This window comes from Halalkalibacter oceani (genome assembly GCF_040544555.1).
In the GTDB taxonomy this organism is placed as follows: domain Bacteria; phylum Bacillota; class Bacilli; order Bacillales; family Bacillaceae_D; genus Halalkalibacter; species Halalkalibacter oceani.
Genome location: NZ_JBEPKD010000003.1, coordinates 226,865 through 246,638, shown reverse-complemented (window position 1 = coordinate 246,638; position 19,774 = coordinate 226,865). Strand labels below are relative to the sequence as shown.

Genomic DNA, 19,774 nt, shown 5'->3' with positions numbered 1-19,774 from the left:
ATTGAAAAAAAGGCGATCATATACTAGCCATAATTAGAATTGGAAATCTGGAAAAGGTATTGTCAATTTCTGCTGATTGATTTAGTGTAGTGGGGTGGGAAACTGGGTATAGAGAAAGAAGATAGGGGGAAGAAGGGTGAAGCATCGAAAATGGATCGTACTGGTCGTCATGGCTGCTGCGCTGCTTAGCGGCTGTGGAGAAGAACCGGCTGAGACTGTTTACCAGCACCTGGAAGCAGCTGTCGAGCTCGAGCAACCTTTTGAAGAGCAGCAGGAGCCGCTTCAGGCAGCAGAACTGAAGGAAAATGAATTGTTTGAACAAATTATCGCCCTTGGTGTCAATGATATGGAGGAAATTAGCGAATTGGCAGATGAGGCGCTGGCTTCAATTGCTTCCCGGCTCGCTATGATAGAAACGGAAAAAGAAAGTATTGAACGCAGCTATGCCGAATTTGAGTTAATCAAGCCGGCCGAAGACGAGGTGGAAGACGAACAGCTCCGCAGCCTCCTGGCCGAATTAATCGCGGCGATGGACAAACGTTATGAGCATTATCAAAAGCTTTATGAAGCCTATGTTACAGCGGCGAAAGAAGATGAAGCGCTTTTTACGATGTTGAAGCAGGAAGAGCTTACGATGGAAGAACTTCAAGCTCAAATCGATACCGTGAATGCGTCATATGAAGTCGTTTCAAAGGAAAAAGAGCAGTTTAATCAATATACGGATGAATATAATGAAAAGAAAAGGCTTTTTTATGAGACAGCTGAACTCGAGGTGCAGTTTGAATAACTGCTTCGAAGTCAGCTGTTTTTTTTAGATGGAGAAGGGTAAATTTTTCGGGTCGGATTGGGGAAGGGTGGCGGCTTGCAAGTAAAAGACCTATCAGCTTTTCTTCGGTTGAGCTGTACTACCAATGTTTGAGGTTGATCTATAACACAGTTTAGTTCGGAAACCAAAAATCATGAGTCAAAATCTTTATAGGAGGACGTTAAGTAAAAAGGATTGACGAATTTCTGCAAAGTAGGGTAGACTTAATGCCAGAAGGATATGTTGTATTACTTTCATCCAGAAAAAACTGATACAGATCACTTTTTTCATGAAGCCAAGTATAGTTTGCTTTCTTGAAATGATAGGATGTGCCAAAATTCTGTAAACCCATCGTTTTACTTAGGTAAACGACGTTTGATCTGGCAGCTGCCGGGTTATGGATAAAGGTAGTTTGGGTATCCTATAGGATGATGAACTGATTGTAAAATTAAGGTCATACGTGATGAAAGCTGACTAATACGAAAACTTTTTTAAACGAAAGGAAGAGGTGAAGGGCAATGAGTACAAAAACGTTAGAGCAAGTGGAAAGTCAATTTGAAACGTTCCAAATTTTAAATGAAGAGGGCGAAGTTGTTAACAAAGACGCGATGCCTGATTTGAAAGATGAAGAGTTACAGGAGCTTATGCGCCGGATGGTGTATACGCGCATTCTGGATCAGCGGGCGATTTCATTAAATCGTCAAGGGCGCCTCGGTTTCTACGCGCCGGTGGCGGGACAGGAAGCTTCAATGCTCGGTTCCCATTTCGCACTTGATTCAAAAGACTGGATTTTACCGGGGTATCGCGATATTCCGCAAATTCTTTATCATGGGTTGCCGCTTCATCAGGCATTCCTTTGGTCACGCGGTCACTTTGGCGGCGGTCAATTCCCGGACGGCTTAAACATTATGGTGCCGCAAATCATTATCGGTGCGCAAATTGTCCAAACTGCCGGAGTTGCTTTAGGACTTAAGCGGAAAGGAAAAGAAAATATCGCGATCACATACACAGGTGACGGCGGATCTTCACAAGGGGATTTCTATGAAGGAATGAACTTTGCCGGAGCTTATAATGCTCCAGCTGTTTTTGTTGTGCAAAACAACCGCTTTGCGATTTCTGTGCCTGTTGAGAAGCAGTCCGCAGCAAAGACGATCGCTCAAAAAGCAGTTGCAGCCGGAATCGAAGGGATTCAAGTAGACGGAATGGACGTGCTTGCTGTTTATGTGGCGACGAAAGAAGCGAGAGAGCGCGCGCTTGCCGGCGAAGGTCCTACTTTAATCGAAACGTTGACGTACCGCTATGGTCCGCACACAATGGCGGGGGATGACCCGACGCGTTACCGTTCATCTGAACTGGATGATGAATGGACGAAGAAGGATCCGCTTGTTCGCTTCCGTAAGTTCCTTGAGGGCAAAGGGTTATGGAGTGAAGAACAGGAAAATGAAGTGGTTGAAAAGGCGAAGGAAGAAATTAAAGAAGCGATCAAAAAGGCTGACGCAGCTCCGAAACAGAAGGTAACAGATCTGATCGGATTTATGTTTGAAGAGTTACCGCACAACCTTCGTGAGCAAATGGAAGAATACACAGCAAAGGAGTCGAAATAACCAATGGCGCAAATGACGATGATTCAAGCCATTACAGATGCAATGCGTAATGAGCTGAAGAATAATGAAGATGTACTCGTATTTGGAGAAGATGTTGGGAAAAACGGTGGTGTATTCCGGGCAACGGAGGGGCTGCAAAAAGAATTCGGTGAGGATCGCGTTTTTGATACGCCGCTTGCTGAATCAGGGATTGGCGGCCTGGCGATCGGACTAGGCTTAACCGGCTTCCGTCCGGTCATGGAAATCCAGTTCTTCGGCTTCGTTTTTGAAGTGTTCGATTCCGTTGCCGGTCAGATGAACCGTCTTCGTTATCGTACTGGTGGAAAACAGTATGCGCCGATTACCGTCCGCTCTCCTTTTGGCGGCGGGGTTAAAACACCGGAAATGCATGCTGACAGCTTGGAAGGGCTAATGGCACAGACACCTGGTTTAAAGGTGGTCATCCCTTCGACTCCATATGATGCAAAAGGGCTTCTCATTTCAGCGATTCGTGATAATGATCCGGTCGTCTACCTTGAGCATATGAAGCTGTATCGTTCTTTCCGCGGCGAAGTGCCTGAAGAGGAATATACAATCCCGCTTGGAAAAGCAGATGTGAAAAGAGAAGGAAAGGATTTAACTATTGTTACATACGGGGCAATGGTTCACGCTTCTCTGAAAGCAGCGGAAGAGCTTGAAAAGGAAAACATTGACGTTGAAGTGATCGACCTTCGGACAATTAGTCCACTCGACATTGATACGATTATTGAATCAGTCAACAAGACAAACCGGGCGATTGTCGTCCAGGAGGCGCAGAAGCAGGCTGGAATCGCGGCAAATGTTGTCGCTGAGATTACTGAACGGGCGATCTTAAGCCTTGAAGCACCAGTGCTTCGCGTGGCGGCACCTGATACGATTTATCCTTTTGCGGCAGCGGAGGATGACTGGATTCCTGATTATAACGAAATTATTGAAACAGCAAAAAAAGTAATTGAATTTTAAACAATAGATAAGCCTATACAAGAAGGTCCTACAGGTAAAAAAGAAGAGAGGCCTCATCAAATGGACATGTCCACGTTGATGGGGCGATGAAGCAGCGTGCAGAACGAGCCGCTGTCTTTCATTTAAGGAAGGGAAAGAAGTGATTTTGGAAAATCGCTCGCGGATGCGGCAGACCGGTTCGTTACCTGTCGTCTTTTTAGAAAGCGTGCGGCGGCTTTTCTTAATGAACCTGTGAAGGGTTTTGGTTTTAGAAATTAGGCAGAAAAAGGAGGCACCTCTAGTGGCGTATGAATTTAAGTTACCGGATATCGGAGAAGGTATTCACGAAGGTGAAATTGTAAAATGGTTCATTAAAGCAGGGGACGAAGTAAAGGAAGATGATATTCTTCTTGAGGTTCAAAACGATAAAGCGGTGGTAGAAATCCCATCTCCTGTTGACGGGAAAATTTTAGACGTTAAAGTAGAAGAGGGAACAGTTTGTGTTGTTGGCGATGTGCTCGTGACAATCGATACTGGGGAAGAAAGCCCTGCTGAAGAAGAAAGCGCTCCGGCTGATGACAAAGCAGAAACGAAAGCAGAAGCACCAGCGGAAAAGAAGGAAGCAGAAGCAGCAAGCTCAAAAGAACCAGCTGAAGATGCAGATGATGATGAGACGCGTGTCATTGCCATGCCATCTGTTCGCAAGTACGCTCGCGAAAAAGGTGTGAACATCAAGAAGGTAAACGGCACAGGAAAGAATAATCGGGTATTAAAAGAAGATATTGATTCTTTCTTAGAAGGTGGATCAAGCCAAGGAGAAGCAGAAGCACCGACGACAACGGATGAGGCGGCAGCCGCTGCTCCTAAGAAAGCAGAGCCGCAAGCGATTCCTGCCGGTGAGCTTGAAGAGCGCGTACCGCTAAAAGGAATCCGCAAAGCGATTGCCAAAGCAATGGTGAACTCGAAGCAGACGGCTCCACATGTGACTCATATGGATGAAGTCGACGTCACCGCTTTAGTTGCCCATCGTAAGGAGTATAAGCAAATTGCCGCGGATCAGGGCACGAAGCTGACATACCTCCCTTATGTTGTTAAAGCGTTAACGTCCGCTCTGCGCAAATATCCAACGTTAAATGCCTCAATTGATGATGCGAATGAAGAAATCGTCTACAAGAAGTATTTCAATATTGGAATTGCCGCAGATACAGACCAAGGTCTTGTTGTTCCTGTCATTAAAGATGCTGACCGTAAGTCAATTTTTGCTTTAGCAGATGAAATCAATGAATTGGCAGTCAAGGCACGTGATGGCAAGTTAAGCAGCAATGATATGAAGGGCGGCTCTTGCACGATTTCCAATCTTGGTTCGGCGCGTGGTCAATGGTTTACGCCAATCATTAACCACCCTGAAGTAGCAATTCTTGGCATTGGACGTATCGAAGAAAAGCCGGTCGTGAAAAACGGGGAAATCGTTGCTGCGCCGGTATTGGCTCTATCAATTAGCTATGATCACCGTCTGATTGATGGCGTTACAGCTCAGAATGCACTTAACCACGTGAAGCGTCTATTAAATGATCCACAATTACTATTAATGGAGGGGTAAACATGGTTGTTGGAGATTTCGCAAATGAAGTAGACACACTTGTCATCGGTTCAGGTCCCGGGGGATATGTTGCTGCGATCCGCGCGGCACAGCTCGGGCAAAAAGTAACGATTGTTGAAAAAGGAGAAATGGGTGGTGTCTGCTTAAACGTTGGTTGTATTCCTTCAAAAGCACTCATCACAGCTGGACACCGTTACCATCAAGCGAAGCATTCTGATGATATGGGGATCGTTGCTGAAAACGTAGCGCTCAATTTTGAAAAGGTTCAGGAATGGAAAGGGTCTGTCGTAAAGAAATTAACAGGCGGAGTTGAAGGACTTCTTAAAGGAAATAAAGTCGAGATCGTTCGCGGCGAAGCTTATTTTGCTTCTGCAAACTCTGTTCGTGTAATGGATGAGAAAAGTGCGCAAACATACAATTTCAAAAATTGTATTATCGCGACTGGTTCCCGTCCGATTGAGATTCCTGGGTTTAAATATTCTGAGCGTGTTATTAACTCAACTGGTGCGCTGGCGCTGAAAGAAGTACCAAAGAAATTGGTCGTCATCGGCGGCGGATACATCGGTATTGAGCTTACAGGCGCTTACTCCAACATGGGGACGGAAGTCGTCGTGCTTGAAGGAACAAAGCAAATTCTTGGCGGCTTCGAAAAGCAGATGGCGAAGCTTGTTGAGCGCCGCTTGAAGAAAAACGGCGTTGACTTCAAGATGGAAGCGATGGCCAAAAGTGTGGAAGAAACAGAAAACGGCGTAAAGGTTACGGCCGAAGTAAAAGGAACGGAAGAAGTATTTGAAGCGGACTATGTCCTTGTAACAGTTGGCCGTAAGCCGAACACGGACGAAATCGGCCTTGAGCAGATCGGTGTGGAGCTTGACGAGCGTGGCATCATCAAGGTTGATAAGCAATGTCGCACAAGCGTCAGCAACATTTATGCGATTGGCGATATCGTTCCAGGACCTCCGTTGGCCCATAAAGCTTCCTACGAAGGAAAAGTGGCGGCTGAAGCGATCGCTGGGGAAAAAGCAGAAGTGGATTATCTTGCGATTCCTGCTGTTGTCTTCTCGGAGCCTGAATTGGCGACAGTCGGCTACAACGAAAAAGAAGCGAAGGATGCCGGTTATGATGTCGTTGCAGCGAAATTCCCATTTGCCGCAAACGGACGTGCTCTATCCTTAAATGATGCAGACGGCTTTATGAAGCTCATTACACGTAAAGATGATGGTTTGGTCATTGGCGCCCAAATCGCCGGTCCAAATGCATCTGATATGATCGCGGAGCTTGGTCTTGCAATTGAAACAGGCATGACTGCTGAAGATATTGCGCTTACGATCCATGCGCATCCAACATTAGGAGAAATCACAATGGAAGCGGCTGAAGTAGCACTTGGCACGCCGATTCATATTGTGAAGTAAGATCAATTTCAACTGTCTGACAGGGGTTCCTGTCAGGCGTTTTTTATTTTTTTATAAAACACAGTTGACAACTAGGAATAATATGAATAAGATAAAGAAAAGAAATGGTAGCTGATCAGATAACTGAAGGCTGCAGTCCGGAAGAAGAGTCGGGCTGCAGCCTTTTTCCAGGAAACGGGGAGGGAGTAAGATGGTTGATTCGATAAAACAGCTGCTTGCACATGCCGCAAAACCGACAGGTGAACCGCCGATAACCTTGTTGTTATCGAACCGTTTTATGAAGTTGTATACCGGTTATTCTTCCTGGCAGGAGCTTTCCCGGGACCTTGGGGTCAACACGATTTGCGAAGACGAGCTGGAAAAGGCGATTGCTGCTCACAACCATTTGCACAGTAAAATTGGCTTTACGAATTGGACTGAGATGAAATGTAAAGCTGTAGACTGCTATTATGAGGAAAGGCCATTTGGCATTGTTCCCCATTTTTAGCCTTAGACTAAACAGGTTAAGGGCTGGGCAAAAGGTTGTTTTTCACCTTTTGCCCAGCCCCTTGCAGGTAAGACTTTAAGAAAACGAGGAATGAAAGCTGTAGCTGACATCGCCCTGAAGTTGATAAATTTGAATCAAATGTGCTAAAATTTCGTCTTTTGAGAAGGTGCCTTCCATTCGTAAATTTTCTGTATCGCCCGTTAAGACAAGCATTGTCGGAAATTGTTCAATGTTAAAATAACGAATAAGATCACGCTCTGAGGCGTCGACGATCATAAAGAAGGGGGTATCAGCGGAATCAGATGAATAGATTCGCTGAACTTCAAGCAAAGCATCATAATAACTGCTTTCATTTTGCAGCGTCGATGAGTCAGAAAAAAGCACTGTTACTGTCTCATCAGGTGGCTGCTGCAAGGGGTTTTCAGAGCTTGAAGCCGATGATACACAAGCGTTTAAAAACAAGCAAGAGCCTACAATCATCATTCCAACGTACTTGTTCATCGATACCACTTCCTTAATAAAAGTCCATCTAGCTTATGGAACTTTATTTTAGCACGCATTAAATACAAATGGACGGGCGGTAACAGAAATGTAATCAAATAGAAATAAAGGGTGTGTCAAAAGGCTTGGTTTTCCTTGTGACACACCCTGCTTTATTTTCTTTTTTCATCGGCTTTGAGCTTCTTGAAGGCAAGCTTTTCTTCTTTTAATTTCTCCCGTTCCTGTTTCAGCTCCAATCTTTCCTGCCGAATCCGTTCTTTTTCAGTTGCTAGTGTCGGCTTTTCGGACCGTAGAGCTTTCATCAGGGAGATTACCATTAGGATCATAATGATCGTAAACGGCAGAGCGGCAATAATCGCCGCTGTTTGCAATGCTTCAAGTCCTTGCTCCGATGACAGCAGGACGGCGGCAGTGGCAGAGATGATCAGCCCCCAAATAAATTTGACCGAGTTTGGCGGGTTTAAACTCCCATTCGTCGTTTGCATCCCTAAAACGACGGTAGCCGAATCGGCTGATGTGACAAAAAAGGAGGCAATTAAAAAGACAGCAATGATGGACAGGAAGAAGCCGAGCGGAAATTGCTCCAATACGGCGAATAGCGCCACTTCCATACCGAAATCATTCATGGAAGACATAATATCTGCTGTTCCCTCGCGTTGAAGGTAAATGCCTGTTCCCCCGAAAACACTGAACCAAAAGGCGCCAAACAGCGCCGGTACACCGAGCACGCCAAGGACAAATTCACGGATCGTCCGCCCCTTGGACACGCGGGCAATAAAGGTACCGACAAAAGGAGCCCAAGAAATCCACCAGGCCCAGTAGAAGATCGTCCAACCTTCCACCCATGTTGTTTCCGGATTATAAATATCGAGGCGAAAGCTCATCCCGATCAGGTTTTGAATATAGCTGCCGACCCCTTGAGTAAAGACGCCCATAATATAACTTGTCGGACCGAAAAAAAGCACGAACAAGAGCAGCAATATCGCAAGGTACACATTTGTTTTACTGAGAATGCGAATCCCGCGGTTCAATCCTGTCTGCGCGGAAATCATAAACAGAACGGTAACGACGCCGATGACGATCAGCTGCAGCAAAGTGCCGTTTATCGTTCCGAGCCCCGGTGCTAAATAAGACAGGCCGGCAGAAATTTGGGCTGCCCCAAAGCCGAGCGAGGTTGCGACGCCGAAAATAGTGGCAAAGACGACAAGGACATTGATCGCGATGCCAAGTGTGCCCTTTGTCCGTTCGCCAAGTAATGGCTCAAGTACACTGCTCATCAGCCCGGATGACTCTTTGCGGAATTTAAAATAGGCAAGCGCCAACGCGACGACGGAATAAATCGCCCATGGGTGAAGACCCCAATGAAAAATGGAATAGCGCATCGCTTCTCCGGCAGCAAGATTGGATTCCGGTGCGGCGGATGGCGGTTCAAAAAAATGATACAACGGTTCGGCGACTCCCCAAAACACCAGTCCGATCCCCATCCCTGCCGTGAAAAGAAAAGCAAACCAGGTGGGGAAGGAATAATCAGGTTTATCGTCCGGCTTACCAAGCTTTATTTTTCCATAAGGGCTGAAAATAAGATAAACCGAAAAAATAAGAAAGCTCGTCGCGGCAAGCAAATAAAACCAGCCGAGCTCATTTGTAATAAATCCTTGAATTGACGTCGTAATCGCATCGAGATTGGCCGGGGCCAGTACACCCCAACTAATAAACGCCACAGCGATTAGAACGGAGATGATAAACACAGAGGTCATTTTTCTCACTAGACATTCCACCTTTACTTTTTTTGCACAAATTTAAACATATCATAATTAAACCAAGGAAAACAATTGATCTGCTAAAACAGGGAATTAGCCTTGGTAAAGATATAGGAGGGATACCTAGTTTCCTGCAGCGAAAAGCGATGCTCATCTGTCGTGATCAGGGACAGCTCCTGAAGCACCGTATTAACGGAAAGCAGCTCGTGACAAAGCTGGGAAACGAAGCAGTTTTGCCGGGCCTGTTTTTCGCTTAGCTGCTTGATCACGTTGTTCGTGCTAAGGTGGGCGGTTGTCAGCTGATGATAATGATCGTGCATGACCTCGCGAACCGATGAAACAGAGCGTTGAATCTTTTCTTTTTCCTCGCGGGAAATTGGCCGGTTAACGCGTAAATGATACATTTTGCCAAAATGAATTAACAGCAGCTGCAAGTAGTCGAGTTTTTTCTGCAAATAATCAAATGAGCGTCGCTCAAATGCTGTTGAGCGGCGGTATTGCCATTCATCATGTTGAAAGCGGGCGAGTTGATAAGCTTTCGTTAATTCTTCATGCAAAGAATGATAAGCGGAAAAGCGCTGATTCAAGTCGCTGTTTTCCGGTTTTTCTTCGAGATGGCCATCGACCATTTCGGCAAAATGGTCCGCTGCTTCTTTAAAGAGCTGCTCGACTTTTTGCACGAGCAGAGGGCCGAATTTCGGCGGCAGAATAAAAAAATTAACGAAGCTCGACACGAGTATGCCAATCGACGTTGTGGAAATCCGCGTCAGGAAATCAATGATTAAATGCTCAGAGGCGTCTGGCAGCATCGCAACAGCGGTCAACGTAGCGACAAGCGTTCCTGTATCTAATTTCAGCTTTGAGCAAGCGATGATCGTAAACATGGCGACAAGGGCATAGGAAAGCGCGCTTTGACCGAAAAAGAAAAAAGTACCGACGGCGAAACTCGCTCCCATTGCCGCCGCGGGTAAACGAATTAAGCCTTTTTTTAACGAGTCGGCGGCAGTTGGTTCTGTCGTCACAATGGCGGTAATCACCGCAAAGGTAGGGGGGAGGTGGAGAAGATGGCAGATGAGCGCCGTGCAAAAAACGGATACGCCGGTTTTCAAAATTCTTCTTCCAATAAAGGCTTTCATCGAAGTGCCCCCCTTTTTCATCTTTCTTTCTTTAGTATGGAATAAAGATGAATCCGGTATACGAGCATCTACCATCAAAGGAAGATGTTTGCTATCATGAGGTTGGAAAGGGTGTGTAAGGATGAAAAGGCTAATACAAGTGCTGATGATCGCTGCCGTGTTAACGGGATGTCAACAGCCGGTAGAAGAAGACCCGGTTACAGATCCGCCGGAGGAAGCGCGGGAGGACAATTCTGAGCCTGAACAGGAGCATCCTGAGCTTGAAGAAGAGCAGGAGACCAGGGAGGTGGAAGAAAGCGATATGCCGGAGGTCAGCTATCAAATAGATCAGGCGAACTGGACGGTGGAACCGGTCACTGATGAAGAAGAACAAGTTGTGCTGCTGACGATTGATGACGCGCCTGACAAGCATAGCGTCGCGATGGCGGAAACATTAAAGAAGCTTGATAAGCAGGCTATTTTTTTTATAAATGGTCATTTTCTTGCTGATGAGGGCGGGAAAGAAAAGCTGAAATCTATTTATGAAATGGGGTTTGAAATCGGGAATCATACGATGAACCATGCGAACCTAAGTGACCTTTCAGCTGACGAACAGCGCCAGGAAATCGTCGCGTTAAATGATCTGATTGAAGAGGTGACGGGGGAGAGGCCGCGTTTCTTTCGACCGCCATTTGGAGTGAACACAGAGACATCAGCGGCGGTCGTCGAGGAGGAAGAAATGATCGCGATGAATTGGACCTACGGGTATGATTGGGAGGCTGATTATCAGGAAGCCGAGGCGCTGGCTGAGATTATGGTTCAGACGCCTTATTTAACGAATGGAGCGAACTTGCTCATGCATGATCGACAGTGGACGCTTGAAGCCCTTCCGTCGATTATAAACGGACTGGAGGAGGATGGATACGGATTTGTTGACCCGGCTGCGATCGAGTAGACTACTGTCCAGAATAAAGCAAAATCGACAATAGTAGTCGTAACGCTACAACCTTTTACAGGCGCTTTTATGATAAGCTATCAGCATAAGGAGGCTGCTCATAAGTCCATCTTGTAAGCAGGCGACTTATTAAAAGCTTGCTCGTATGGAGGGGAATCCATGAAAAAGAAATCTCAACTTTTGGATGAATTGCGTCTTGAAGTCGGGAGTGTGAGAGAAAAGGTGCAGACACTGGCCAGCTTTTATATTGAAATTACACGCAAGCTGGCAAGGCGAATGTCGAAGCGGTGGTCGGTCAGTATTTATGAAGCAACGGCCGAATCGTTTAAAATGCGGGTGTGCGCAGGGACGAGTTACTTGAATTGCGTGATCCCATTTGGGGACAACATACTGAGCACGGTGGCGATCAGAGGGCGACTCGTCTTTCAAATGGAAGGTCAGCTGCAAAAAGTCTTTCTTCCATTTTACCGGAGCCACCATCTGCTCGGGATTTTAATCTTTTTTGTGCCGCAGGATACATATGAAATAACGGATGATGATTTAGCCTTTATTCGTGAAATTGGCCGCTTTATCGAGGTTCAGCATGCTACATTTGATGCCCCTGCTTAACATTCATTACACTTATTTTTAATTATGTTATACTAATTAACCGTTGACAGGTGAATTAGTGTGTACTATTATAAATGTAATGAAACGCTTTCAAAAAAAGCATAAAGGGGATGCCGATAATGGGTACAATTATTTGCCAATCTTGCAACAAGACGATCGACGTATTTGAAGGTGAAAAAGTGATGACACTTTATGCAAAAGGGAACGGATGCGTACACTGTAAGACAGCTGATAAGAAGAATAAATAAAAAGAGGGGCTGGGCAAAAGGTTGTTTTTCTACCTTTTCCCAGCCCCTTAAGCAATGTATCGAATTGCCACGGAGTGAAAGCTAGTTTTGTCTCAAGCTTTTTATGCGGTGCGGAGCGACTGCCTTGTCAGTTGTATCAAAAAAAGGCGAAACGCGTCCCGGAAGTGCCTCCTTATTGAATCGCGTGATGTTCTTTAATGACCCGCAACGTTTGGAATGTTTCATCTTCCGGACCTTGGACGGGCAAGCCCGCTTTGATGTTTTTTTCAATATACACGAGATTCTCTTCCGTAATGATTTCACCTGGAATAAAAATCGGGATCCCAGGAGGATAAACCATAATAAATTCAGCAATGATCCGACCGGCTGAATGGTGAAACGGAATGATCTCTGTTTCCGCATAGAAGGCATCGCGCGGTGAAAGCGCCAATGTAGGAATATCCGGAACCACAACTTGATTATGGCGCTGCTCCAGCCGCACCTTCGGCATCGAAGCAAGCGTTGATAAAGCCTCGACGAGACTATCCATTTTCTCCTCCGTATCGCCGATTGTCACAAGGCAGAGGATATTATATAAATCGGAAAGCTCCACTTCAATTTGATAATGCTCCCGCAGCCACGTTTCCACCTCATAGCCGCTCATCCCTAGCTCTTTAACAGAAATAATCAATTTAGTCGGATCGAGATCATAGGTCGCTTTCGTTCCGAGAATGTCACGGCCGACGCAGGATAACAGCTCGATTTCGTTAATGCGCGCTCTCGTTGCTTCCGCCAGCGTAATCACTTCCGTCAACAGCTCGCGTCCTTCGGTTGCCAGTCGTTTTCTGGCTGTGTCGAGAGAGGACAAAAGCAAATACGAGGTTGACGTTGTCGTCAGCATGCTAATAATCGACTGTACACGCTTTGCAGAGACGAGACCTTCCTTCACGTTTAAAACAGAGCTTTGCGTCATCGAGCCGCCAAGCTTATGGACGCTCGTGGCAGCCATGTCTGCACCTGCCTGCATCGCCGACATAGGGAGCTGGTCGTGAAAGTGAATATGAACGCCGTGAGCCTCATCAACTAAGACAGGGATGCTGTAAGAATGAGCGATCGTAACGATTTCTTTCAGGTTGCCGGCAATCCCGAAATACGTAGGATTGATGACAAGCAGTCCTTTCGCCTCGGGATGAGCTTTAAGTGCCTTCTCGACCGCCTCTGTCGTGATCCCGTGAGAAATGCCGAGCTCTGGGTCGATTTCCGGATGAATGAAAATCGGCGTGGCTCCTGAGAAGATAATGGCCGACATAATTGACTTATGGACATTGCGCGGGACGATGATTTTATCCCCCGGCCCGCAGACGGCCATAATCATTGTCATAATCGCGCCACTCGTTCCCTGGACCGAGAAAAAAGTATGGTCTGCGCCAAATGCTTCGGCGGCAAGGTCCTGAGCCTCTTTAATAATGCCGTGAGGATGATGTAAGTCATCTAACGGCTGAATATTTATCAGATCAATGGAAAGGGCGTTGTCGCCGATGAAATGTCGGAACTCGGGATCCATCCCCTTTCCTTGTTTGTGACCGGGAATATGAAATTGGATTGGTTGTTTTTCGGCATGCTTGCGAACACCAGTGAACAACGGAGTCAGATGTTGTCGTTGCAACATGTTCACCTCTTATCATGGACTTGTTTTATCAAAACAAAATTGAGTATATCAAAAATGTCGGTTGCTGCATAGCGGGAACAATAGCCTGGCAAGTAGAAAGAATAGGAAGATCAAAAAAGGAATGGTACGATGAGGGGAGAAATAGAGAGTAGGGAGGTAGAGATGATGTGGAAAACGAGAGTAACGGATTTATTGGGCATTCCTTATCCCATAATTCAAGGCGGACTTGCGTATTTAGCGTATTCGAATTTAGCTGCGGCTGTGTCGCAGGCAGGAGGACTCGGCCAAATTACGGCGATGTCCCTCTCATCACCTGAGGCGCTGCGTGAGGAAATAAAAAGCGTACGGGCGAAGACTGACAAACCATTTGGCGTCAACTTCTCAATTGGGCAGCGGCGCCGTCCTTATGAAGAGATGCTTGAAGTGGCGATTGAAGAGGAGGTTCCGGTTATTTCGATGACCGGCGGCAATCCGGCGCCGATTTTGGAGCGGTTGGCAAGCACAAATTGCAAGAAACTCGTGCTTGTGGCAGCGAGAAGACAGGCGGTCAAGGCCGAGGAGCTTGGTGCCGATGCCGTGATGGTTGTCGGGCAGGAAGGAGGCGGCCATCTCGGCCGCTCTGATGCAGGGACAATCGTGCTTACGCCGCAGGTTGTCGACGCTGTTTCGATCCCGGTCATCGCCTCCGGCGGAATTGGCGATGGCAGAGGTTTGATGGCAGCGATGGCTTTAGGCGCTGAAGGGGTGGAAATGGGAACGCGTTTTATCGCGACAACTGAATGCGTTCACGCTCATCAGGTGTATAAGCAGAATATTTTAGCGGCGACGGAGGATGATACGGTCGTCATCAAACGTTCTTTGGGCGCTCCGGCACGCGCCCTTCGCAATACATGGACGGAGCGGATTTTGAAGCTTGAAGCAGATGAACCCGGTTATGATGTGTTAAAGCCGTATATTAGCGGGGAAGCAAACCGAACCTATATTTATGAGGGGAAAGAGGAGGAAGGCTTTGCCTGGGCCGGTCAGATCGCCGGAATGATGAAAGAAGCAGAAGCGATTCGCCGGCGATGGTCATTACCTGAGAAGTGAAAAGAAAGAGGAGTGGTGAGAATGGAGACGAAATTACCGATTTCACTTGATTGGTCCACCGAAGAGGTGGTTGATGTCATTCAATTTTTTGAAATGCTTGAGAAAGCGAGCAAGCAAAAGGTAGCACCGGAGCAGGTGCTCGACAAATACCGCCGCTTCAAGGAGATTGTCCCGAGTAAAAGTAAAGAAAAGCAATTGTTTAAAGCCTATGACGAGGAATTGGGTATTTCCTGCTTTCACACGCTGAAGAAAATCAGGGAGCAAGGATAAAAAGAGGAGCTTCGGACCTATTGGCAAGGGATTCACAACGAGGCCTTCAGCAGCTTCCTCATTGCTTAAAGGCTGGGCAGAAGGTAAAAACCTTAGACCCAGCCTTCTCTCCGTTACTGCATCGCCAGCCGGTAAAACGGCAGAAGATGCTCGTATGTCTCTTTCGCATAAGCGGTGAGAGCTTGTCCGTTGGCAAGAAGCGGATCATCGCGCTTAATATGACGTCCGAGAAGAAGCTCGGCTTTTTTCACATCGCGAAAGCGGGTGAGATAGTCGGTAAGCTCTGGCTCCGATAAATCCGAGATGAAATAAGCATCCTTTTTCATATGATCCGGAGAAAGAACGAAATCATCAGGAAGGTCCGAGAGCTGGTCTTTATGGTCAAGAAAACGATTGGCAATCGGCGCTTTATTCGGCAGTTCATAAATCAGCGCCAGCCATAAAAACAAATGGTCGTCAAATAATCCGAGCTGGAAATGCGGGTGTTTTTTATACCCTCTTTTATTTTCGGCCACCGCGAGCCATGTATCATTAGGCGGGTTAACTTTGCGGCGGGCATGTCTGGCAATATGCAAGTGCATTTCATTTCCGACGAGCATCGACAGCTCACTCGCCAGCGCCTGACCAATTTCCTCAAACTTCGGCTGAATGTTTGTTTGAATCGCGTTCATTCGCTCTTCAAGTCCCTCAATTCGAAAAACATCAAAATCACGAGTCGTAAAACCAGGTAATGTCATGTTATGTCCCTCACTTTTTTTCATGCTTCTTTTATCCTATCATACCCTAAAAAATTACTCTAAATAAATGCACCAGCGAACATGTGGAGAAATGGCAATTCCTGCTTTCCGGTGTTTTTTGATTGCATTTTTTTCTGATATAACATATGCTATATTAAATAACTGAAAATTTCGTTTATTGACGCATGAAAAAAGAGGAGTCAGATTACTGTAAGGGAGTGTAGCGATATGGAACAAGTAGTGCAAACTTTTAGACGTAAAGACGGCGAAAAGAGAGTTTCTGTATTACGGCTTGAAATTGATTATGAGCTGACAACCCTACATGATGCTATACTTGCAGAAGACCTTGATGTAATCAATCAGACGAAACGACGGCTGGAGCAATTGCGGCGTGAACTTCTTCAATTAGAAGTGTATTGAGAAAGAGAGGCTGGGATAAAAGGTTGTTTTTTTACCTTTTTCCCAGCCTCTCTAAGCAATGAGCGGAACCGCCACGATCTTTTAAAGCCCGTTGTGAGTGGGTTTCTCACAACGGGCTTGTGGTGTGTGAAGCCATTGCCAGTAGGTCCAAAGCTAGTTTTGTCTCAAGCTCTTTGCGCATAACGGAGCCACTCCTGTGTTTTTTACCTTAAGTCTGGCCTCTTTGGATGGGACAAAACAAGGTTAGATTTTCCTTCTATCCTAATCTGTGTCATAATAAAAGGGAAGGGAAGCGTCATTCATGTTGAGGGGGTCACGGATATGACTATGAACTGGATAGAGCTTGAGAAGATCGCACAGGAATGGACGTATGAAGCCGCGAATATAATAAAGGATTCTTTGGCGAAGCCGATCCATATCGAAGCGAAATCAAACCCGAACGATCTTGTAACGGAAGTGGATCGGGCGATTGAATCTTATTTTTTTGATAAAATTTCAAAGACCTACCCGGATCATCATTTTCTTGGTGAAGAAGGGGTCGCAGAGGAGCTGGAGTCCCTTGAGGGCACAGTTTGGATTATCGATCCGATTGACGGGACGATGAACTTTGTTCATCAAAAATATAATTTTGCGATTTCAGTAGCGATTTACCATGAAGGTGTCGGCATGGTGGGAATTGTTTATGACGTGATGAGCGATGAGTTATTTCATGCCGTAAAAGGACACGGCGCTTATATAAATGGAAAAGAGCTTGTGCCGGTGAAGGAACGCCCGCTTCACGAGTCCGTTATCGGCTTGAACGCCCGCTGGATCGTCGATGGCAAGCATTCCTACCGAAATCCGCTTCTCGCTTTAATCCGCGATGTGCGCAGCGTCCGTTCCTATGGCTCGGCTGCGATTGAGATTGCGTATGTGGCCGCCGACCGACTTGACGGTTATCTTAGTGTCAATCTGTCGCCATGGGATTATGCCGCGGCCGTTATCCTGCTTGAGGAAGTAGGCTGTCAGGCATCAACCTTCCAGGGCGAACCGTTGATGCTGCTCACTCCAAGCACTGTCATTGTTGGAAAACCGCATTTACATAAGGAAATGATCTCCGCCTATTTAGGAGAGGAACAGTAAAAAGGGTGTCCCGACTGGGACACCCTTTTTACTGCGTGGAAGGCGAAACGCTGAAATTACTCTGTGTTTACGGTAGAGAAGGAATCCCCGGCGGGGAGCAGCGGTTTCGTCCTGTTTGCTTTTTAACCCATTGTGCAGGCTCCACTTACTGCTTCAAAGCTGTCGTTGTACGACAGCTTTTACATATCACTCGACTCTCTTAATTTTTTGCGCAGATTAAAGCCAAGCCCCATGGCGATGAGGATGCCGATGAAGGCTAAAATGCCAATAAGAGTACTTCTTTCAGCTATAGCAACTCCGATACTCATGATACAAAGGACAGTAATAACAGCGAGAAGCAGGAATAGCATATTTTCTTTTTTCATTTGTTTTCCCCCTTAGAAAAACAATCCCTTCTTTACAGTTTACCGTGAATTGTGCGGAAGGAAAAGCCTCCATTGTGACAAATACGTTAAACCTCATGCTTGTAGTGGAATGGAAAAAAAGGGCGGCGTGTGCTAAGATTCGACTTTTTCCTGTCGAATAAGGTTTCAATAAATTTAATTTGTGATATACTTGTACAGTTAATGAACGAATAAGGAGCGAAAAAAATGAAAACTCGTAATGATATACGCAATATTGCCATCATTGCCCACGTCGATCACGGAAAAACGACGCTTGTTGACCAGCTTTTAAAGCAGTCTGGTACATTCCGTGAAAATGAACAGGTCGATGAGCGGGCGATGGATTCAAACGATCTGGAAAAAGAGCGCGGAATTACGATTCTTGCTAAAAATACAGCGATTCACTATGGTGATACACGAATTAATATTATGGATACCCCGGGACATGCCGATTTTGGCGGTGAAGTGGAACGGATCATGAAAATGGTTGATGGTGTGCTGCTTGTCGTCGATGCGTACGAAGGCTGTATGCCGCAAACGCGCTTTGTGTTGAAAAAAGCGCTTGAACAAAAGCTGACTCCAATTGTGGTCGTTAACAAAATCGACCGTGACTTCGCCCGCCCTACTGAAGTGGTTGACGAGGTAATCGATTTATTTATCGACCTCGGCGCTGAGGAAGATCAATTGGATTTCCCTGTTGTCTATGCCTCGGCGATTAACGGTACGGCAAGTAAAAATCCTGAAAAGCAGGATGAAGATATGTCGTCGCTGTTTGAGATGATTATTGATGCGATTCCGGCTCCTGTTGATAACAGTGATGAGCCGCTGCAGTTTCAGGTCACGATGCTTGATTATAATGATTATGTCGGCCGGATTGGGATTGGCCGCGTCTTTCGTGGAACGATCAAGGTCGGACAGCAAGTGGCTTTAATGAAGCTCGACGGCTCCGTCAAGCAGTATCGCGTGACGAAAATCTTCGGCTTCCTTGGTTTAAAGCGGATTGAAATCGAAGAGGCGAAGGCCGGCGATTTGATTGCCGTTTCCGGGATGGAAGAAATCAACGTTGGGGAAACGGTTTGTCCGGTTGATCAGCAGGAAGCACTGCCGATTTTGCGGATTGACGAACCGACATTGCAAATGACGTTTCTCGTTAACAACAGTCCTTTTGCAGGACGTGAAGGAAAGTTTGTCACGAGCAGAAAGCTTGAGGAACGGTTGAAATCAGAGCTGGAAACTGATGTCAGTTTACGTGTTGAAAATACAGATTCTCCGGATGTGTGGATTGTCTCCGGCCGTGGAGAGCTGCATTTGTCGATCCTAATTGAAAATATGCGCCGCCAAGGCTATGAGCTGCAGGTTTCCAAGCCTGAGGTCATTATCCGTGAAATTGACGGCGTAAAGTCAGAGCCGATGGAACGGGTTCAAATTGATGTGCCTGAAGAATATACCGGTTCGGTGATGGAGTCGCTTGGAGAGCGTAAAGGTGAAATGCTCAATATGACGAACAACGGCGGCGGCCAGGTTCGCCTGGAGTTTCTTGTGCCGGCGCGCGGGCTGATTGGTTATACGACAGAGTTTCTTTCGCAGACAAGAGGGTACGGGATCATTAACCATTCTTTTGACAGCTATGCACCTATAACACCGGGCCAGGTTGGCGGACGACGCCAGGGTGTGCTTGTCTCGATGGAAACCGGAAAGGCTACTCAATACGGGATTATGCAGGTTGAAGATCGCGGAACGATTTTTGTTGAGCCGGGAACGGAAATTTACGAAGGACAGATTGTCGGTGAACATACGCGTGATAATGATCTGTCTGTCAATATAACGAAAATGAAGCAGCAGACGAATGTTCGTTCCGCGACGAAGGAAAACACGGTCACGATGAAAAAGCCGCGGATCATGACGCTTGAAGAAGCGCTTGAGTATTTGAACGAAGATGAATTTTGTGAGCTGACGCCACAGTCGATTCGTCTGCGGAAGAAAATTCTTAATAAATCTGAACGGGAACGTGAAGAAAAGCGGAGAAAGCTCGCCATGAAGTCATAATGC

At 46.4% G+C, this 19,774-nt stretch carries 20 protein-coding genes; 14 read left to right on the top strand and 6 right to left on the bottom strand.

Annotated features, from left to right (window positions below):
- Positions 1 to 136: 136 nt before the first annotated feature.
- The 6 genes from ABMB67_RS06355 (at position 137) to ABMB67_RS06330 (ending at position 6,868) form a co-directional block, all read left to right on the top strand.
- Positions 137 to 787: a YkyA family protein gene (locus ABMB67_RS06355; RefSeq protein ID WP_251221876.1), complete on the top strand. Its 651-nt coding sequence runs from the start codon at positions 137 to 139 to the stop codon at positions 785 to 787.
- A 536-nt stretch (positions 788 to 1,323) separates the two neighbouring features.
- On the top strand, positions 1,324 to 2,409 hold the full coding sequence (gene pdhA / locus ABMB67_RS06350; RefSeq protein WP_354571413.1) for a pyruvate dehydrogenase (acetyl-transferring) E1 component subunit alpha: 1,086 nt from the start codon (positions 1,324 to 1,326) through the stop codon (positions 2,407 to 2,409).
- Positions 2,410 to 2,412: 3 nt separating this feature from the next.
- The gene (locus tag ABMB67_RS06345) at positions 2,413 to 3,390 is read left to right on the top strand and encodes an alpha-ketoacid dehydrogenase subunit beta (RefSeq protein ID WP_354571412.1); all 978 of its coding nucleotides are present in this window, start codon (positions 2,413 to 2,415) and stop codon (positions 3,388 to 3,390) included.
- Between the two features lie 280 nt (positions 3,391 to 3,670).
- Positions 3,671 to 4,969, top strand: coding sequence for a dihydrolipoamide acetyltransferase family protein (locus ABMB67_RS06340; RefSeq protein WP_251221878.1), 1,299 nt, complete (start codon positions 3,671 to 3,673; stop codon positions 4,967 to 4,969).
- Positions 4,970 to 4,971: 2 nt separating this feature from the next.
- The gene (gene lpdA / locus ABMB67_RS06335; RefSeq protein ID WP_354571411.1) at positions 4,972 to 6,381 is read left to right on the top strand and encodes a dihydrolipoyl dehydrogenase; all 1,410 of its coding nucleotides are present in this window, start codon (positions 4,972 to 4,974) and stop codon (positions 6,379 to 6,381) included.
- Positions 6,382 to 6,571: 190 nt separating this feature from the next.
- Positions 6,572 to 6,868, top strand: a complete 297-nt coding sequence (locus ABMB67_RS06330; protein ID WP_251221880.1) for a hypothetical protein — start codon at positions 6,572 to 6,574, stop codon at positions 6,866 to 6,868.
- A 75-nt stretch (positions 6,869 to 6,943) separates the two neighbouring features.
- On the opposite strand, the gene ABMB67_RS06325 is transcribed toward ABMB67_RS06330, so the two are convergent.
- The 3 genes from ABMB67_RS06325 to ABMB67_RS06315 form a co-directional block, all read right to left on the bottom strand.
- Entirely contained in the window at positions 6,944 to 7,369 is a 426-nt protein-coding gene (locus tag ABMB67_RS06325; protein WP_251221881.1) for a hypothetical protein, read from the bottom strand.
- A 152-nt stretch (positions 7,370 to 7,521) separates the two neighbouring features.
- A complete protein-coding gene (locus tag ABMB67_RS06320; protein ID WP_354571410.1) occupies positions 7,522 to 9,135 on the bottom strand; it encodes a glycine betaine uptake BCCT transporter in 1,614 nt (537 codons plus the stop codon).
- 74 nt (positions 9,136 to 9,209) lie between these two features.
- Entirely contained in the window at positions 9,210 to 10,265 is a 1,056-nt protein-coding gene (locus ABMB67_RS06315) for an FUSC family protein (RefSeq protein WP_251221882.1), read from the bottom strand.
- A 121-nt stretch (positions 10,266 to 10,386) separates the two neighbouring features.
- On the opposite strand from ABMB67_RS06315, the gene ABMB67_RS06310 reads away from it, so the two are divergent.
- The 3 genes from ABMB67_RS06310 to ABMB67_RS06300 all read left to right on the top strand — a co-directional run bounded on the left by ABMB67_RS06310 (position 10,387) and on the right by ABMB67_RS06300 (position 12,056).
- The gene (locus tag ABMB67_RS06310) at positions 10,387 to 11,199 is read left to right on the top strand and encodes a polysaccharide deacetylase family protein (RefSeq protein WP_354571409.1); all 813 of its coding nucleotides are present in this window, start codon (positions 10,387 to 10,389) and stop codon (positions 11,197 to 11,199) included.
- Between the two features lie 159 nt (positions 11,200 to 11,358).
- Positions 11,359 to 11,808, top strand: coding sequence for a hypothetical protein (locus tag ABMB67_RS06305; protein ID WP_251221884.1), 450 nt, complete (start codon positions 11,359 to 11,361; stop codon positions 11,806 to 11,808).
- Between the two features lie 110 nt (positions 11,809 to 11,918).
- Positions 11,919 to 12,056, top strand: a complete 138-nt coding sequence (locus tag ABMB67_RS06300) for a GapA-binding peptide SR1P (protein WP_390189627.1) — start codon at positions 11,919 to 11,921, stop codon at positions 12,054 to 12,056.
- Between the two features lie 172 nt (positions 12,057 to 12,228).
- On the opposite strand, the gene ABMB67_RS06295 is transcribed toward ABMB67_RS06300, so the two are convergent.
- The gene (locus ABMB67_RS06295; protein ID WP_251221885.1) at positions 12,229 to 13,704 is read right to left on the bottom strand and encodes an aminotransferase class I/II-fold pyridoxal phosphate-dependent enzyme; all 1,476 of its coding nucleotides are present in this window, start codon (positions 13,702 to 13,704) and stop codon (positions 12,229 to 12,231) included.
- 162 nt (positions 13,705 to 13,866) lie between these two features.
- On the opposite strand from ABMB67_RS06295, the gene ABMB67_RS06290 reads away from it, so the two are divergent.
- Together ABMB67_RS06290 and ABMB67_RS06285 are read left to right on the top strand one after the other, a co-directional pair.
- A complete protein-coding gene (locus ABMB67_RS06290) occupies positions 13,867 to 14,793 on the top strand; it encodes an NAD(P)H-dependent flavin oxidoreductase (RefSeq protein WP_494337744.1) in 927 nt (308 codons plus the stop codon).
- A gap of 21 nt (positions 14,794 to 14,814) precedes the next feature.
- Positions 14,815 to 15,063 (top strand): UPF0223 family protein, encoded by a 249-nt coding sequence (locus ABMB67_RS06285; RefSeq protein ID WP_354571407.1) that lies wholly within the window; start codon positions 14,815 to 14,817, stop codon positions 15,061 to 15,063.
- A 113-nt stretch (positions 15,064 to 15,176) separates the two neighbouring features.
- Here ABMB67_RS06285 and ABMB67_RS06280 read toward each other — a convergent pair whose 3' ends face one another.
- Positions 15,177 to 15,824, bottom strand: coding sequence for a YktB family protein (locus tag ABMB67_RS06280; RefSeq protein ID WP_354571406.1), 648 nt, complete (start codon positions 15,822 to 15,824; stop codon positions 15,177 to 15,179).
- 204 nt (positions 15,825 to 16,028) lie between these two features.
- Between ABMB67_RS06280 and ABMB67_RS06275 the strand changes: the two genes are divergently transcribed.
- Together ABMB67_RS06275 and ABMB67_RS06270 are read left to right on the top strand one after the other, a co-directional pair.
- The gene (locus ABMB67_RS06275) at positions 16,029 to 16,220 is read left to right on the top strand and encodes a YkzI domain-containing protein (protein ID WP_251221889.1); all 192 of its coding nucleotides are present in this window, start codon (positions 16,029 to 16,031) and stop codon (positions 16,218 to 16,220) included.
- Positions 16,221 to 16,541: 321 nt separating this feature from the next.
- The gene (locus ABMB67_RS06270) at positions 16,542 to 17,342 is read left to right on the top strand and encodes an inositol monophosphatase family protein (protein WP_251221890.1); all 801 of its coding nucleotides are present in this window, start codon (positions 16,542 to 16,544) and stop codon (positions 17,340 to 17,342) included.
- A 179-nt stretch (positions 17,343 to 17,521) separates the two neighbouring features.
- Here ABMB67_RS06270 and ABMB67_RS06265 read toward each other — a convergent pair whose 3' ends face one another.
- Positions 17,522 to 17,707: a DUF5325 family protein gene (locus ABMB67_RS06265; RefSeq protein ID WP_251221891.1), complete on the bottom strand. Its 186-nt coding sequence runs from the start codon at positions 17,705 to 17,707 to the stop codon at positions 17,522 to 17,524.
- Positions 17,708 to 17,932: 225 nt separating this feature from the next.
- On the opposite strand from ABMB67_RS06265, the gene typA reads away from it, so the two are divergent.
- Positions 17,933 to 19,771: a translational GTPase TypA gene (gene typA / locus ABMB67_RS06260; RefSeq protein ID WP_251221892.1), complete on the top strand. Its 1,839-nt coding sequence runs from the start codon at positions 17,933 to 17,935 to the stop codon at positions 19,769 to 19,771.
- Positions 19,772 to 19,774: the final 3 nt, after the last annotated feature.